This window comes from Streptomyces sp. XM83C (assembly GCF_023072675.1).
GTDB classification, from domain to species: Bacteria; Actinomycetota; Actinomycetes; order Streptomycetales; family Streptomycetaceae; genus Streptomyces; species Streptomyces thermocoprophilus.
In genome coordinates this window covers 1-16315 of the sequence record NZ_JALLGL010000135.1, presented here as the reverse complement: position 1 = coordinate 16315, position 16315 = coordinate 1, and the positions used below count along the sequence as shown (strand labels likewise).

General features: G+C 72.2%; 16 protein-coding genes. All 16 read right to left on the bottom strand.

Annotation, left to right across the window (positions count from 1 at the left end; translation table 11 throughout):
- Positions 1 to 241 (bottom strand): flavodoxin-dependent (E)-4-hydroxy-3-methylbut-2-enyl-diphosphate synthase (locus MTQ10_RS16845; protein ID WP_247468819.1); only part of this gene is annotated, 241 nt, incomplete at its 3' end.
- A 4-nt stretch (positions 242 to 245) separates the two neighbouring features.
- A complete protein-coding gene (gene hpnH / locus MTQ10_RS16840; RefSeq protein WP_247468817.1) occupies positions 246 to 1268 on the bottom strand; it encodes an adenosyl-hopene transferase HpnH in 1023 nt (340 codons plus the stop codon).
- Positions 1269 to 1273: 5 nt separating this feature from the next.
- Complete coding sequence (locus MTQ10_RS16835; protein WP_247468815.1) at positions 1274 to 1915, bottom strand: phosphorylase family protein; 642 nt, start codon at positions 1913 to 1915, stop codon at positions 1274 to 1276.
- Positions 1915 to 3960 carry a squalene--hopene cyclase gene (shc, locus tag MTQ10_RS16830; RefSeq protein ID WP_247468813.1) on the bottom strand — a complete coding sequence of 682 codons (2046 nt, stop codon included), beginning with the start codon at positions 3958 to 3960 and terminating at the stop codon, positions 1915 to 1917. The genes MTQ10_RS16835 and shc overlap by 1 nt, the downstream gene beginning before the upstream one ends.
- Before the next feature lie 115 nt (positions 3961 to 4075).
- Positions 4076 to 5212 carry a polyprenyl synthetase family protein gene (locus MTQ10_RS16825; RefSeq protein ID WP_247468811.1) on the bottom strand — a complete coding sequence of 379 codons (1137 nt, stop codon included), beginning with the start codon at positions 5210 to 5212 and terminating at the stop codon, positions 4076 to 4078.
- Positions 5209 to 6633, bottom strand: a complete 1425-nt coding sequence (gene hpnE / locus MTQ10_RS16820; RefSeq protein WP_247468810.1) for a hydroxysqualene dehydroxylase HpnE — start codon at positions 6631 to 6633, stop codon at positions 5209 to 5211. The genes MTQ10_RS16825 and hpnE overlap by 4 nt, the downstream gene beginning before the upstream one ends.
- A complete protein-coding gene (locus MTQ10_RS31685) occupies positions 6630 to 6758 on the bottom strand; it encodes a DUF6380 family protein (protein ID WP_356761195.1) in 129 nt (42 codons plus the stop codon). Before MTQ10_RS31685 ends, hpnE begins: the two co-directional genes overlap by 4 nt.
- A complete protein-coding gene (hpnD, locus tag MTQ10_RS16815; protein WP_247468807.1) occupies positions 6758 to 7711 on the bottom strand; it encodes a presqualene diphosphate synthase HpnD in 954 nt (317 codons plus the stop codon). Before hpnD ends, MTQ10_RS31685 begins: the two co-directional genes overlap by 1 nt.
- Entirely contained in the window at positions 7708 to 8661 is a 954-nt protein-coding gene (hpnC, locus tag MTQ10_RS16810; protein ID WP_282612261.1) for a squalene synthase HpnC, read from the bottom strand. Before hpnC ends, hpnD begins: the two co-directional genes overlap by 4 nt.
- 331 nt (positions 8662 to 8992) lie before the next feature.
- On the bottom strand, positions 8993 to 9781 hold the full coding sequence (locus tag MTQ10_RS16805; RefSeq protein WP_247468794.1) for an ABC transporter ATP-binding protein: 789 nt from the start codon (positions 9779 to 9781) through the stop codon (positions 8993 to 8995).
- Positions 9774 to 10703, bottom strand: coding sequence for an ABC transporter permease (locus MTQ10_RS16800; protein ID WP_247468791.1), 930 nt, complete (start codon positions 10701 to 10703; stop codon positions 9774 to 9776). The genes MTQ10_RS16805 and MTQ10_RS16800 overlap by 8 nt, the downstream gene beginning before the upstream one ends.
- 99 nt (positions 10704 to 10802) lie before the next feature.
- Positions 10803 to 11675, bottom strand: a complete 873-nt coding sequence (locus MTQ10_RS16795) for a glycosyltransferase family 2 protein (RefSeq protein ID WP_247468788.1) — start codon at positions 11673 to 11675, stop codon at positions 10803 to 10805.
- 7 nt (positions 11676 to 11682) lie between these two features.
- Positions 11683 to 12462, bottom strand: coding sequence for a CDP-alcohol phosphatidyltransferase family protein (locus MTQ10_RS16790; protein WP_247468787.1), 780 nt, complete (start codon positions 12460 to 12462; stop codon positions 11683 to 11685).
- Positions 12440 to 13501, bottom strand: a complete 1062-nt coding sequence (locus MTQ10_RS16785; RefSeq protein ID WP_247468785.1) for an iron-containing alcohol dehydrogenase family protein — start codon at positions 13499 to 13501, stop codon at positions 12440 to 12442. Before MTQ10_RS16785 ends, MTQ10_RS16790 begins: the two co-directional genes overlap by 23 nt.
- Positions 13489 to 14241 (bottom strand): phosphocholine cytidylyltransferase family protein, encoded by a 753-nt coding sequence (locus tag MTQ10_RS16780; protein WP_247468783.1) that lies wholly within the window; start codon positions 14239 to 14241, stop codon positions 13489 to 13491. Before MTQ10_RS16780 ends, MTQ10_RS16785 begins: the two co-directional genes overlap by 13 nt.
- Positions 14238 to 16070: a DUF5941 domain-containing protein gene (locus tag MTQ10_RS16775; RefSeq protein WP_247468781.1), complete on the bottom strand. Its 1833-nt coding sequence runs from the start codon at positions 16068 to 16070 to the stop codon at positions 14238 to 14240. The genes MTQ10_RS16780 and MTQ10_RS16775 overlap by 4 nt, the downstream gene beginning before the upstream one ends.
- Positions 16071 to 16315 lie beyond the last annotated feature (245 nt).

Here is a 16315-nt window from a genome sequence, read left to right as displayed (position 1 = left end):
CGTCCGCGTCGTCCTGCGTGGGGCAGGCCACCCGCACGATCTGGCAGCCGGACGCGGTCAGCTCCGCGATCTGCTGCAACGTCGCCCCGATGTCCGACGTACGGGTCGTCGTCATCGACTGCACCGACACGGGCGCCCCGCCGCCGACCGCCACGGAACCGACCTGGATGCGCCGGGAGGCGCGCCGTTCGGCGATCGGCCGCGGCGGTACGCCCGGCAGGCCCAGGGACACGGCTGTCATGGCCTCACTCCCGGTTTCCGGAGACGGTCTCGCGCATCGCCCGCAGGGACTCCTTCAGCGAGCCCATGGTGGCGAGGACGGCGGTCGGCTCGTAGCCGCAGTGCGCCATGCAGTTGTCGCAGCGCGGGTCCTTGCCGCGGCCGTACTTGTCCCAGTCGGTCTTCTCGATCAGCTCGCGGTACGTCGGCACGTACCCGTCCGCCATCAGATAGCAGGGGCGCTGCCAGCCGAACAGCGAGTAGTTCGGGATCGCCCACGCCGTGCACGGGAAGTCGACCTTGCCCTCCAGGAAGTCCAGGAACAGCGGCGAGTGGTTCAGCCGCCACTTGCGCCGGTTGCCGCCCGCGAAGGCCTTGCGGAACAGCTCGCGGGTCTGCTCCACGCCCAGGAAGTGGTCCTGGTCGGGTGCCTTCTCGTAGGCGTAGGCGGGGGAGATCATCATCTCGTCGACCTTCAGGTCGTCGTTGAGGTAGTTCAGCACCTCGATGATGGTCTGCGGGGTGTCGGTGTTGAAGAAGGTGGAGTTGGTGGTCACCCGGAAGCCGCGCCGCTTGGCCTCCTTGATCGCCTCCACCGCCTCGTCGAACACGCCCTCCTTCGCCACCGACTCGTCGTGCCGCTCGCGCAGGCCGTCGATGTGCACGGTGAACGCGAAGTACGGGGACGGCTCGAATTTGTCGATCTTCTTGCGCAGCAGCATGGCGTTGGTGCACAGGAAGACGTATTTCCTGCGGGCCACCAACTGGCGCACGATCTCGTCGATCTGAGGGTGCATCAGCGGTTCGCCGCCGGCGATGGAGACCATCGGCGCGCCCGACTCCAGCACGGCGCCGACGGCCTGCGCGACCGGCATGCGCTGCTTGAGCACACCCGCCGGATGCTGGATCTTGCCGCAGCCCTCGCACTTCAGATTGCAGGCGAACAGCGGTTCAAGCTCCACAATGAGCGGGAACTTGTCCCGCTTGCGCAGCTTCTGTTCGGCCAGATATGTAGCGACCTTGATGGACTGGCGCAGCGGCATGGCCATCGGGCTCACCTCCTGGGGAGCAGCACATTGCGGTGCCATTCGTAAAAAGCAGGCAGTACGGAACGAAGAACGCGGAAAGCCGATATTCCACCGCGCACCGTGCCGATCCGGACGAGTTCATGTTCTGGAGCGTCCACGACCACCCGGACGGCCGCAACCGGGCGCTCGCCCGAGCGCACGGCGCTCAGAAGCGTGGCCGCGGATTCCATGTCCACCGCGATCGCGCCGGTGGCGCGCAGCGCGGAGCGCTCCGGACCCCGGACCACATGGTCCGAGCCGGTGAGCGGGCCGGTGTGGACGGTGTGCCCGGGCAGCATCCGGGCGAGCACCTTGACGAGCAGATCGGTGCCCTCGCAGGTCACCGTGGCGCGCGGGTCGCGGGTCTCGTCGGCGACGACCAGGTCCCCGGGGTGCATGCCGGGCGCGAGTCCCGCGCAGAAGCCGGTGGCCAGGACGGCGGCCTCGGCGTACGCGGGGTCGGCCAGCAGCCGGGTGACCGAGTTCTCGGCCGCTTTCGGGCCCATGCCGGTGCGCAGCACGGTGACCGGCCCGCCCGCCTCGCCGCGGTCACGCCGGCGCAGGGCGAGGTGCTCGATGCCGAGCGCGCAGGCGATCAGCAGCGGGGCCGGGGCGGGCTGGTCGGCCATCACATCCCCTTGGCCTCGGCGAGGGGCCGGTCCGCGGCGCGGGCGCCGGGGGCGGGGAGCCGGCCGGTGAACGGCTCGCCGTTGAGGTAGCGGCCGAGCGCGGTGAGCGGGAACACCTGCCGGTACAGGTGGTAGTTGATGGAGAAGTCCCAGGGGAAGCCGGTGCCGGTGAAGTACGGCTCGTCCCAGGAGCCGTCCTCCTTCTGGGTGGCGGCCAGCCAGGTGATGCCGCGCTCGACGGCCCTGGAGTCCTTCTCCCCCGCCGCGAGCAGCGCCATCAGCGCCCACGCCGTCTGCGAGGGGGTGGAGGCGCCGCGGCCGGCCCACTTGCGGACGTCCCGGTAGGAGCGCAGGTCCTCGCCCCAGCCGCCGTCGTCGTTCTGCACGGACTCCAGCCAGGCCACCGCGCGGCGGATCGCCGGGTGGGCGGCGGGGATGCCGGCGGCGATCAGGGCGGGTACGACGGACCCGGTGCCGTAGATGTAGTTGACGCCCCAGCGTCCGAACCACGGGCCGTCCGGCTCCTGTTCGGCGAGGAGCCACTCCACGCCGCGCCGGGTGCGCGGGTCGTGGGCGAGGCCCTCCACGGCGAGCATCTCCACGACGTGCGCGGTGACGTCCGCGGACGGCGGGTCGATGACCTCGCCGAAGTCGCAGAACGGCAGCCGGTTGGGGAAGGGGCTGGTGTTGTCGACGTCGAAGGCGCCCCAGGCGCCGTTCCTCGACTGCATGCCGAGGTTCCAGCGCACCCCTCGGGCGATGGCGCTCTCCACCCGGTCGGGGTCGTGGTGTCTGACCCGGCGCAGCGCGAGGACCACCTCGGCGGTGTCGTCGATGTCGGGGTAGTTGTCGTTGTGGAACTCGAACGCCCAGCCGCCCGGCGGGAGTTCGGGGCGGCGTACGGCCCAGTCGCCGGGTTTGACGATCTCCTCGCCGAGCATCCAGTCGGCGGCCTTCACCAGCTGCGGATGGTCGGCGGGCACTCCCGCGTCGACGAGGGCGATGGTGGCCAGGCAGGTGTCCCACACCGGCGACTGGCAGGCCTCGATCATGCGGGCGCCGTCCTCGCGCCACACGGCGAAACGGTCCAGCGAGGCGAGGCCCTCGCGGATCACCGGGTGCTGGAGGTCGTAGCCGAGCAGGTGCAGCGCGATGATCGAGTACACGGCGGGCGGCTGGATGCCGCCCCAGCAGCCGTCGTTCTCCTGCCGTTCGATGATCCAGCGGGCGGCGGTGTTCATCGCGGCGCGGCGCACCCTGCGGGGAGCGACCTTGCGGAAGGCGTGCAGTGCCCTGTCGAGACGCTGGAAGACGCCGTCCCAGCTGGTCGCCGGGGCGAGCGGCCGGGGCGGGTTGGGGTGCTCGGGGTCGGTGTGCAGCTCGTCCAGCGGGAAGGGGGCGGGGCGCACGGGCCGCTTGGCGGAGACGATGGTGAGCGGCACGATCGTCTGCCGGGCCCAGCAGCCGAAGTCGTAGATGTTGAGGGGCACCCAGGTGGGGAACCAGATCAGCTCCGGCGGGAGTTCGGGCAGGTCCTCCCACTTCCACCAGCCGAACAGCGCGAGCCAGATCCGGGTGAAGACACGGGAGGCGGCGATGCCGCCCTGGTCGCGGATCCAGGCGGAGGCCTTCGCCATGTGCGGGGCGTCGGGCGCGTCGCCGGCGAGCCGCAGCGCGACGTACGCCTCGATGGTGGTGGACAGTTCACCGGGCCCGCCGTAGAAGGTGGCCCAGGTGCCGTCCTCGCGCTGCTCGCCGCGGATGAACAGCGCGGCGGCGCGGGTGGTGTCCTCGTCGAGGATGCCCAGGAACTGGCGGAGCAGCAGATCCTCGGCGTCCATGGTGACGTTGGTCTCGAGGTCGCCCTTCCACCAGCCTTCGGCGTCCTGGCGTGCGAGAAGGTACTCGGTGGCACGCGTCACCGCGCGCCGGGCGGCATCCGGTACCCCTGCCGCCTCGGGGATGTCGGTGTCGGTGTCGGTTTCGCTGGCCGCGGCAGCGCGGGGCGGCAGGGCCCCGGTGCTTCCGTCGGTCGTCGCTGTCATGGCTTCCCCTTCGTGCAGTCGTGCAAGTCGTGCTGCTGTGGGTCCGCCGTCGGCCGGTGCCTGTCCGCCGCGGCACCGGCCGGCGACTAAGCGTCGGGAGTTCGACCGATAGTGATCATCTCTTCCGTACGACGACGAAATCGGCGAGCGCCGTGAACTGCGCCCGGACCTGCTCGGGCATGTCGACGGCGTCCAGCGCCTCGATGGCGATGGTGTGCTGGCGGCGCGCCTCCTCGGCGGTCCAGTCACGGCCGCCGGCCTGCTCGATGAGGCGGGCGCGCTCGGCGAACTCCTCCTCGGAGAAGTTCTCGAAGTCGCTGCTCTTGGCGTCGGCGGCGAGCAGTTCGCCGAGCCGGGCGGCGGCGGGGCCGTCGGCGGCGAGCGCGGCCACCACCGGGAGGGACTTCTTGCGCTGGCGCAGGTCGCTCCAGGTCTGCTTGCCGGTGGACTCCGGGTCGCCCCAGATGCCGAGCAGGTCGTCGACGGCCTGGAAGGCGAGACCGAGGTGGTGGCCGTACTTCTCCAGCGCGTCGGCGGTGGCGTCGTCCGCGCCGCCGAGGACGGCGCCGATGGAGGACGCGCAGGCGAGCAGGGCGCCGGTCTTGTTGCCCTCCATCTCCAGGCACTCCTCGACGCTGACGCGGTCGCGGTGCTCGTACGAGATGTCCTGGGCCTGGCCGTCGATCAGCGCGCGGGTGGCGGTGGTCAGCCGGCGCGTGGCGCGGCCGGCCTCGACGCTGCCCAGCTCGAGGAGCACCTCGTTGGCGAGGGCGAACAGCGCGTCGCCGACGAGGATGGCCTGGGCGGGGCCGTGCACCTTCCACACGGTGTCGCGGTGCCGGCGCTGTTCGTCGCCGTCCATCAGGTCGTCGTGGAGCAGCGAGAAGTTGTGGACCAGTTCGACGGCGACCGCACCGGGCACACCGGTCTCCGGCGGGGCTCCGGTGACCTCGGCGGACAGCACGGCCAGGGCGGGGCGTACGGCCTTGCCGCCGTCGCCGGCGGTGGGGTTGCCCTGAGCGTCGATCCAGCCGAAGTGGTAGGCGGCAACGGTGTCCATGGGCGGCGCCAGGCGGTCGACGGCCGTCCGCAGCACCGGCGTGGCAAGTGTCCGGCCGCGCTCCAGCAGCGCGGTCACGTCCACCGCGGTCCGAGCGGCCGTCTCGGCCGGGGGCACAGTGGGCACAGTTTCTCCTCTGTTCGCGGTACCGGGGGTGCGGGGGTCTGCCGCACGCCGCTCGCCGGTCGTCACGCCGCCTCCTCGAGTGCGAAGAGGTGGCGGGGGCGGGGCCGGCCCAGGGCGCCGAGAGCGGCCTCGGCCGCGCTGACGCCGCTGCGGACCGCGCTCTCCATGGTCGCGGGCCACCCGGTGGCGGTCCACGCGCCGGCCAGGTACAGGCCGGGTGCCTCGGTGCGGGCGCCGGGCCGCAGCCGCCCGACGCCGGGGGCGGGAGCGAACGTGGCGGTGCGCTCCCGGGTCACGAAGAAGTCCATCACCTCGGCATACCGGGTGTGCGGCAGCAGCCGCCGCAGTTCGGGGAGGTAGCGCTCCCGCAGTGCGGCGACCGGCAGGTCGATGTCGTCCTGTGCGGCGGACTGGGACAGCGCCAGATACTGGCCGCGGCTCAGTCCGGAGGCCTCGGTGCGGTCGAACACCCATTGGACGGGGCTGCCGAGCGCGGCGAAGAACGGCGCGTCCAGGACGGGACGGTCGTAGACGACGTGCACGTTGAGGATGGGCGCGGTGCCGATGCGCAGCAGCTGTCCGGGGTCCTCGAGCGCGCCGGGCGGCAGCAGGTCGTACGTCTCGCGCTGGGGTACGGCGAGGACGACGGCGTCCGCGGTGAGTGCGCCGTCGGGAACCTGAACGCTCCAACGCCCGTTTCCGTCAGTAGAGATGGAGGTGACGCGTGTACGGAGTCGGACGCTCACGCCCGCGGAGTCGAGCGCCTTGCGGGCGAGCCGGTCGTGCAGTTCGCCCAGCGGGACGCGGGCCCAGCCGATGTCGGCCGCTCCCGGGTCGGACAGCAGACCGGTCTTGAACACCATCGCGGCGAGCGCCAGCGAGGAGTCGCCCGCGACCGCGTTGAGGGTGGCGACGCCGACCAGGTCCCACAGGGCCTCGACGGCACGCGCCGACTGGCCGTGCGCGGCCAGCCAGCTGCCGAAGTCCTGCTCGTCGAGGGCCGGATCGGTGAGGTCGAGCCCTTGGAGCGCGAGCGCGGCCCGGCCCACCCTGGCGCGTTCGGCGAGTGAGAGGTGCGGGTAGGTCGCGAGGCTGCGTCCCAGGTGGAGGGGGACGGGCAGCGCGTCGCGCCGCAGCCGGCCGAGCCGGCGTCCCTCGGGCTTGCCGGCGTCGACGACGGGCACGTCGAGACGGTTCTGCAGCGGAGCGAGGCCTGTGGCGTCGATCCGGTCGAGGAACCAGCGGTAGGCGGTGCAGCAGCGCAGGTAGACGTGCTGGCCGTTGTCGACGGTCAGGTCGCCGCGGCGGAAGGAGAAGGCGAGGCCGCCCAGTCTCGGCCTGCCTTCGAGCAGGGTGACGCGGACGCCCGCGTCGGCGAGGGCCAGCGCGGCGGTGACGCCCGCGAGTCCGCCGCCGACCACCACGGCGTCCCGGCCGGTGCGGCCGGTGGTGTGTGGCGGTCCGTCGGACCGGGTCCCGTCGGTCATCGCCTGCCCTCCCCTGCCCGTCCGCCGAGATGGGTGAATCCTGAACGGCGGGCCGTCGCAGTCAGGGACGCCACGCCGCAGCGGAGGGTTGCGTGCCGCACACCGGGTTCCGAGCTGGGGTTCATCAGGCGCGCCTCCTGATGAGGGTCCGCCGGGTGACGCTGCGCGTGTCCAGGCCGGACAGGCCGCGCACGGCGACGTAGGCCTTCTCGTGCCCGGGCAGGGAGACCCGGCCGCGCAGCACGGCCTCCGGGTCGCGTTCGATGCGGTCGAGGAGGCGGCGGTAGATGCCGGCCATGGCGGCGACGCAGGCGCCGCTGCGCCGGTCCAGCATGGGCAGCAGCCGGTAGCCCTCGGCGAACAGGGCGCGGGCGCGGCGCACCTCGAAGTGGACGAGGCCGGCGAAGTCGGAGCCCTCGGGCGGGGTGGCGGAGGCGAACCCGGCGGAGCAGCCGAACTTGGCGAGGTCGTCGGCGGGCAGATAGGTGCGCCCGCCGAGGGCGTCCTCGCGGACGTCGCGGAGGATGTTGGTGAGCTGGAGGGCGAGGCCGAGAGTGTCGGCGTACTCGGCGGCGCGTTCGGCGCCGCGGGCGCCGGGTTCGGTGCCGAAGACGCCGAGGGAGAGCCGTCCGATGGCGCCGGCGACGCACCGGCAGTACACCTTGAGGTCGTCCCAGGTCTCGTAGGTCTCGCCGCGTACGTCCATGAGGACGCCGTCGATGAGTTCGTCGAGGCCGCCGAGCGGGATCGGGAAGTGTTCGGCGGCGTGCGCGAGGGCGACGGCGACGGGGTCGGTGTCGTCCTCGCGGACCTCGCCCGCGCGGATCCGGGCGAGCAGGGCGCGGGTCTCCTCCAGGCGTGCGGCCTTGACCTCGTTGCTCAGCTCGCCGTCGCCGATGTCGTCGACGCGGCGGGAGAACGCGTACAGCGCCGACATCGCGCGCCGCTTGTGCGTGGGCAGCAGCCGGATGCCGTAGGCGAAGTTCCGGGCCTGCTGTCCGGTGACGGTCTCGCAGTAGCCGTATGCGGCGAGTACCGGTGCGGACGCGGGCGGTGGCAGCTCCACGGTCCGGATCACCCCTCTCCTCGCAGAGTCGTGCCCACCTCGCGCAGCAGCCGGAGCTTGCCGTGCCGGGGCGGGCCGGGCAGTACGTCGTGGTCCGCGGCGGCGATCGCGCCGAGGGCCGCCCGTCCCCCCGCCACGAACCCTGCGAGCAGCAGCTTCAACCTGCCGTGGACGCTACCCACCAGGGGGGCGCCTTCATTCAGCAGATCGCGGGCGCGTTGTGCCTCGTATGCAATCAGGGCGCGCACCGATGCGCTCGCGGTTTTCGCGGAGAGGTCCGCTTCCGTGACATGGAAGCGCTTCATGTCGGTGGCGGGCAGGTAGATGCGGTCGCGGCCGAGGTCCTCGGTCACGTCCTGGAGGTGTTCGACGATCTGCAGGGCGGTGCAGATCGCGTCGGAGCGGCGGACGCGTTCGGGTGTGGTGGTGCCGGTGACGGCGAGGACCAGGCGTCCGACGGGGTTGGCGGACAGCTCGCAGTAGGCGAGGAGGTCGTCGTACGTCTCGTAGCGGCTGACGAGCTGGTCCTGACGGTTGGCGGCGACGAGCGCGAGGAACGGCTCGGGAGTGAGCCGGCGGCGGCGCACGGTCGGCTGGAGGCGGAGCAGCAGCGGGTGCCGGGGGGTGCCGTCGAAGACGCGCCGCAGGTCGGCCTCAAGGGCGTCGAGGAGGGCGAGCCGGTCGTCGGCCCGTTCGGGGGTCACGCCGAGGAGGCGGGCGTCGGCGCCGCCGGGGGCCAGGTCGCCGTCGCCGATGTCGTCGACGAGGCGGGCGTAGCCGTAGACGGCCATGAGGTCGTCGCGCCAGGCTCGGGGCAGGAAGAAGGGGGCCACGGGGAAGTTCTCGTCCGTGGCCTTGGCGAGCGTGCCGCGTTCCGGGTCGTCCGTGTGCGCCGGCCGTGCGGCCCGCACTCCCGCTGTCGTTCCCGTCACCGCGCGCTGCCCCGGGCGGGGACGGCACATGCTGCGTTGAGCTGGGGAGTTTCCGTAGCCATTGCCGTCACATCTCCCGTTCTACACTGCCGACCCAATACACACTATTTCGGACACGCCGCCCGGCTGCCCGCGCGGTCGTCCCGCATGAGGGTGTCGCGCATTATCTCCCCACTTGCCGCCTTTGGGGACCGGTACAGCTTACGTTGTACAACGCGGCCGGGTCCGCGCGGGTGTCCCACGCATCACAAGAACACATCGGTTGGCTCCAAGATTCCTTACCGGGGCCCGAGTTGGCATCTCTTTTGCAGACGCGGGGCCCCGCCGCGACAGTTGCGGCGGGGCCCTGGGCCGTCCGGGGTCACTTCCCCGTGAACTTCTCGTACTCCCTGAGCACCTCGTCGGTGGGGCCGTCCATGCGCAGCTCGCCGCGCTCCAGCCACAGCACACGGTTGCAGGTGTCCCTGATCGACTTGTTGCTGTGACTGACCAGAAACACCGTGCCGGCCTCCTTGCGCAGCTCCCGGATGCGTTCCTCGGAGCGCTTCTGGAACTTGGCGTCGCCGGTGGCGAGGGCCTCGTCGATCATCAGGACGTCGTGGTCCTTGGCGGCGGCGATGGAGAAGCGCAGCCGGGCCGCCATGCCGGAGGAGTAGGTCCGCATCGGCAGGGTGATGAAGTCGCCTTTCTCGTTGATGCCGGAGAAGTCGACGATGTCCTGGTAGCGGGCCTTGATCTCCTCGCGGGACATGCCCATGGCGAGCCCGCCGAGGATGACGTTGCGCTCGCCGGTGAGGTCGTTCATCAGAGCCGCGTTGACGCCGAGGAGGGAGGGCTGCCCGTCGGTGTACACCTTGCCCTTCTCGGTGGGCAGCAGTCCGGCGATGGCGCGCAGCAGGGTGGACTTGCCGGAGCCGTTGGAGCCGATCAGGCCGATGGCCTCGCCGCGGTAGGCGACGAAGGACACGCCCCGTACGGCGTGCACCTCGCGCACCCCGCGGGCGGCGTCGTCCTTGCCGCGGCGCAGGATGCGGCTGAGCGCGGCGGTGGCGCTGCCCCGGCCGCTGCCGCCGCCGTGGACGCGGTAGACGATGTGCACGTCGTCGGCGATGACGGTGGGGACGCGGGCCTCGCCGCGCCGCTCAGCCACGGCCGTACCTCTCCTCCGCCTTCCAGAAGTACACGAAGCCGCCGACCGCGAACAGCACGGCCCAGCCGCCGGCCGCCGCCCACACATGGTCGGGCAGGTTGGCGGAGCCGTAGCCGTCGATCAGCGCGAAGCGCATCAGATCCATGTAGATCGCGGCGGGGTTCCACTGCAGGACGGTGGCGACCCACTGCGGCTTGTCGGCCAGCATCACGGGGATGGAGAACATCACGCCGGACGCGTACATCCAGGTCCGCATCACGAACGGCATCAGCTGCGCCAGGTCGGGGGTCTTCGCCCCGGCGCGGGCCATGATCAGCGCGAGGCCGGTGTTGAACAGGAACTGGAGCGCGAGGACGGGGACGATCAACAGCCAGGACAGGTCCGGGTAGCTGCCGAAGCCGATCGCCACCAGGAACAGCACGATCATCGAGAACAGCAGCTGTTGCAGTTGTTGCAGGGAGAACGAGATCGGCAGGGAGGCGCGCGGGAAGTGCAGCGCGCGCACCAGGCCCAGGTTGCCGGAGATCGCGCGGACGCCGGCCATCACGGACGACTGCGTGAAGGTGAAGACGAACACGCCCGTGACGAGGAACGGGACGTACACCTCGCGGCTCATTCCCCGGTCGGCCTCGAGGATCACGCCGAAGATGAAGAAGTACACGGCCGCGTTCAGCAGCGGGGTGGCGACCTGCCAGAGCTGACCGAGCTTGGCCTGACTGTACTGGGCGGTCAGCTTCGCCTGGGAGAACGCCACGATGAAGTGGCGCCGCCCCCACAGCTGCCGGACGTACTCGGCGAGCCCGGGCCGGGCGCCGCTCACGGACAGCCCGTGGCGGGCGGCCAGCTCGGCCGGCGCCAGGCCCTCGTCGGGCGACGCGGCCCCGCTCAGCGTGACGGGCTCGTCATGCGTTGTCTCACTCACAGGGGGAAACTTTCGTCGTCGGATTGCGCGGCCTGTTCGGACGTCGGGCCCGGCCGGGACCGTGGGGTCACGGCGGGGATGCTCTCATGTCCGGGCCGGTCAGATGACCGGTGGGCGGCCCAGTCTCGTCAGCCGCCACACGGTACGCCACTTCATGGGCCTGCGTGGCCCGCACGGCGTGGTCCAGCCTTCCCGGAACCCGCCGAACCACGCTCTCAGGGCGGCCGGCCGGGGCCGGCGCAGCAGCGTCAGCAGCAGCCACACCCCGAGGTAGACGGGGACGAGCGGGGCGGGCAGGTTGCGGCGGGCCAGCCAGACCCGGTTGCGGGCGACCATGCGGTGGTAGACCGCGTGCCGGGAGGGCGCGGTCGCCGGGTGGTGCAGCACCATGTCGGACCGGTACTCGACGGTCCAGCCCGCGTCGAGGGCCCGCCATGCGAGGTCGGTCTCCTCATGGGCGTAGAAGAACTCCGCCGGCAACGTGCCGACCTGCCGGAACACCTCGGTGCGCACGGCGTTGGCGCCGCCGAGGAAGGTCGTCACCCGGGAGGAGCGCATCGGGTCGGAGGCCCGCAGCCGGGGGACGTGCCTGCGCTGGGTGACGCCGCTCGCCGGGTCGGCGATGCGGAAGCCGACGATGCCGAGCCGCGGGTCGGCCGCGAAGGCCTTCCGGCACAGCTCGGCGGTGTCGGTACGGGCGAGCAGCCCGTCGTCGTCGAGGAACAGCAGCACGTCCATGTCACGGCCGGCCGGGCCGAACGCCTCGATGCCGGCGTTGCGCCCGCCGGGGATGCCGACGTTCTCCGGCAGCTCCACGGTGCGCACCCCGGCCGGGAGGTCCGGCACCGGGGAGCCGTTGCCGACGACGACCACCTCGACGGGGTCGCCGTCCTGAGCGGCGACGGAGTCGAGCAGCGCCCGCAGCTCCTGCGGGCGGTTGCCCATGGTGACGACGACCGCGCCGAGCCTCATCGCCGGCTCACTTCAGCCGGCGCGAGGCCAGCACGGACACCAGGTGCAGCACGGTCTGGAGCATGGCGATGCCGGCGAGCACGGCGGTGCCGAGGCGCGTGAAGTACAGATCGCCGCGGATCCGGTCGGCGATCGCGAGGACGAGGATCAGCAGGGACGCCTCTATGCCGAGGATCAGCCGGTGGAACTTGAGCGCGGCGGCGGCCCTGCGGGCCAGCGCCATGCCGGAGGAGCGCATCTCCGCGGCGGCCTCCTTGACCGGTTCGAGGCCGGCCTGGTGGCGGGCGACGCCGACCAGGTCGGTCTCGGCCTTGATCAGGATCGCGCCGAGCGCGGCGAGCGTGCCGAGGAACGCCCACAGCCAGTCGATACGGCCGCTGCCGAACAGGTCGGCGGCGCGCAGCCCGAGCCCGGTCAGCACGGCCGCGTCGGTCAGATAGGCGCCGACCCGGTCGAGGTAGACCCCGCCGAGGGAGTACTGCTTCTTCCAGCGGGCGATCTCGCCGTCGACACAGTCGAGCAGCAGATACAGCTGGACCATGACCACGCCGAGCACGGCCCCCCAGACGCCCGGCACGAGCAGCGCCGGGCAGGCGAGGACGCCGCACAGGGTCATCAGATAGGTGAGCTGGTTGGGGGTGACCCGGGTGTTCACCAGGTAGCGGTCGACGCGCAGGGACACCTCGCGCATGTAGAGGCGTCCCATCCAGTGCTCGCCGCTGCGCCGGTCCTTCACCCCGGCGGGGTGGACGACGGGCCGGAGTTCAGCTACCGATGGCCTTGACATAGTCGGCGTAGGTGTCCTTGATCTGCTCGGTCGTGAGGTCGAGGTGTTCCAGGATGGTGTAGCGGCCGGGGCGGGTCTGCGGGGCGAAGTCCACGACCTTCACGAACTCCTCGGCGGTGAAGCCGAAGTCCTCCGCGCGCACCGGCAGTCCGTGCCGGCGCAGCACCTGGGCCATGAACACCGATTCCTCGGTGGCGCCGCGCAGCCACATCGCGTAGGCCGCGCCGAAGCCGCACTGCTCGCCGTGGGCGGCGGCCCGCTGCGGGTGGAGCAGGTCGAAGGCGTGGTTGATCTCGTGGCAGGCGCCGGAGGACGGGCGGGAGTCGCCGGAGACCGACATGGCGATGCCGCTGAGGACGAGGGCCTCTGCGAGGACCTGGAGGAAGGCGTTGTCGCCGACGCCGCCGGGGTGGCGCAGCACGGCCTCGCCGGCCTGCCGTGCCATGGCCGCGGCGAGGCCGTCGATCTTCTCGCCGTTGACCTGGTTGGCCAGCTCCCAGTCGCGGATCGCGGAGATGTTGGAGATCGCGTCGCCGATGCCGGCCCGCACGAACCGCACGGGGGCCTCGCGGATGACGTCGAGGTCGATCACCACGGCGATCGGGTTGGGCACGCCGTAGGAGCCGCGGCCGGCGTCGTTGTCGAGGGTCGCCACCGGGGAGCACAGGCCGTCGTGGGCCAGGTTGGTGGGGACGGCGACGAGGGGCAGGCCGACGCGGGCGGCGGCGAACTTCGCGCAGTCAATGATCTTGCCGCCGCCGAGCCCGACGACGGCGTCGTAGTGGCCGCCCTTCATCTCGCCGGCCAGCCGGATCGCGTCGTCGAGGGTGCCGCCGCCGACCTCGTACCAGTCGGCGCCGGGCAGCGAGGGCGCGACCCGCTCGCGCAGCCGGGCGCCTGAGCCGTTGCTGACGGCGACGGCGAGCCGGCCGCTGTGCGAGATCCGCTCGTCGGAGAGGACCGCGCCGAGGTCGGCCAGCGCGCCGGGCCGGATGTCGACGACGACCGGCGAGGGGATGAGCCGGGTCAGTAGAGGCACGCGATCTCCCGTCCGCGGGCCAGGTCGTCATGGTTGTCGATCTCGACCCACTGGACGTCGCCGATGGGGGCGACGTCGATACGGAAGCCGCGGTTGACGAGCTCCTGGTAGCCGTGCTCGTAGAACTGCTGCGGGTCGGTCTCCCACACGGTCTTCAGCGCGTCGGCCAGCTCGCCGGCGGCGTCGCCCTCGATGAGGGTGACACCGATGTACTCGCCGGTGGCCTCGGCGGGGTCCATCAGCTTGGTGATCTTCTGGACGCCCTTCTCGGGGTCGACGACGACCTTCATCTCCTCGTCGGCGAGGTTCTTCACCGTGTCGAGGGCGAGGATGATCTTCTTGCCGTCGCCGCGGGCGGCGAGGAGGGTCTTCTCGACGGAGACGGGGTGGACGGTGTCGCCGTTGGCGAGGATCACGCCGTCCTTGAGCGCGTCACGGCCGCACCACAGGGAGTAGGCGTTGTTCCACTCCTCGGCCTTGTCGTTGTCGATCAGCGTGAGCTTGAGGCCGTACTTCTTCTCCAGGGCCTCCTTGCGCTCGTACACGGCGTCCTTGCGGTAGCCGACGATGATCGCGACCTCGGTCAGGCCGATCTCGGCGAAGTTGCCGAGGGTGAGGTCGAGCACCGTGATGCTGTCCTCGTTGCCTGCGGGCCCCACCGGCACCAGCGCCTTGGGCAGGGTGTCGGTGTAGGGGCGCAGGCGCCGTCCGGCGCCGGCCGCCAGCACGAGGCCGATCATGCGGTTTCTCCTTCGTCGTGTACGGCGGGCGCGCCGCCCCGGTGGGCGGCCACCCAGAAGCGGATGCTCTCGGCGAGCACCAGCACGGCGACGGCCACGGCGAGTGCCGTGAGCGCAGCCTTGAACTGCGGGGCGGTGAGCAGGGCGGCCAGGACGGTGACGAGCAACGTCCGGCCCTCGTGTCCCCCGGTGGCCCGGACGAGCCAGGCCGGGGGTGCTCCGGCGTTGCCGCGGATGCGGTACACCGTGTCGTAGTGATGGTAGGCGACGGCCCCCACCAGCCCGAAAGCCGCCGGGAGCACGCTGTGGCCGCCGGACTTCGCGGCGAGCACCAGTACGGTGCCGTACTCGGCGGCGCGGAAGACGGGCGGGACGAGCCAGTCGAGGGCGCCGGTCAGGGGGCGGGCGGCGGCGTGCGCGGCGCACAGCGTGTACAGGACGGCGGCGGGCACCACCCACCAGCTCGGGCCGAAGGCCCAGGCGGTGAGGAGGAGCACGGCGGCGCCGACGGCGGCGGCGAGGGGCGCGAGGTGGGGGCCCTTCGGCGGGACGCGGCGGGTGAGCTGTTCGATGACCGGTCCGTCGTCGCAGAGGTCGGCGAGCGCCCGGGCCGCGCGGTCGGTGCGGCGGGCCTTGCGGGTGACGGAGCGCAGGACGCGGCCGGCGGTGGTGTAGAGCGCGGCGAACGCCATCCAGGCGAGGAGCGCGGTGAAGGTGATGCGCGGGGTGGTGACCGCGGTGAGCAGGGCGATCATCGCCCAGCGCTCCCCGATGGGCAGGATGATCACGCGCCGTGCCCATACGCTCCAGCCGACGCCGTCGAGTTTCTCCGACAGGGCGGCGGTGGGAGCGGCGGAGGTCGCGGCGGCGTCCTGCTGTGCCTCGGTGAACGCGAAGTCGACCATGTGCCGGGTGGTCTGCAGGACCATCGCGGCGAGGGCGAGCGCCCAGACGTCGTCGGTGCCGCTGCTGGTGGCGCCGAGGGCGAGCCCGGCGTAGAAGGCGAACTCCTTGGCCCGGTCGAAGGTGGCGTCGAGCCAGGCGCCGAGCGTGGAGTACTGGAGGGAGTAGCGGGCGAGCTGGCCGTCGGTGCAGTCCAGCACGAAGGAGGCGATGAGCAGCACACCGGCGGCGATGCAGCCGAGGCGGGTGCCGGTGGCGGCGCAGCCGGCGGCGATCAGCGCGGTGAGCAGAGAGGCGGTGGTGACCAGGTTGGGGGTGAGGCCGCGGCGGGCGCACCAGCGGGCGATGTACCGGGAGTACGAGCTGATGCAGTACGTGGTGAACAGGCCGTCGCCGGATTTCACGGCGGACTTCAGGCGTACGGCTTCCTCGTCGACGGCGGCGACGGCCTGCCGTGCCTCGTTGCGGGTCTGCGGGTCGTCGGGGACGGCGGCGACGAGGCTGCCGAGGGCGGGGTGGTGCACTTCGGCGCCGTCGGCTTCGAGGGCGGCGGTGATGCGGTCGGGGAGGCCGTCCGTGAGGAGGGCGGTGGCGTCGCCGGCGGGGGCGGCGTTGCCGCCGGCCGCCGTGTGCTCGCGGGCCAGGGCGCGGGTGAGGGCCTGCCGGCCGGCCGCGCGGGCGGAGACGGCGCCGGGGATCGCGGCGAGGGTGAAGCGCGGGTCGGTCAGGGCCAGCCGCAGCGCGTGGACGTGGCCGACGAAGCGGGCGTCGACGACGGCGACGCGGTCCTCGGCGGGGACGCGGGCGAGCAGCGTCTCGGCGTGGGCGGCGTCGGTGGCGGGGTGGACGTCGTACCCCAGCGTCCGCAGATCGCCCTCGATCGACGAGCCGGGGACCGGCTGACCGGTGAGGATGGCGGTCGGCAACCGAACTCACTTCCCTGGGTGCCCGGCGCGCCGCGCCGGTGCTGAGCATGGTGGCGTCGCCCCGTGGCTGCGCCAGCCGGGCGGCATGTCCGCCAGAGGCTATCCGATGCCGGAGGGGCGGTGTTCACCGCCCGTTCACAGCGGCGGCCCGGGCGGCCGACGGGCTCCGGCGGGGTGGCGCGGAGATCATCATCGGGGACGGGGGGTGTGCCCGGCAAACCGCGCGGGGCCGGGCACACCCCCCG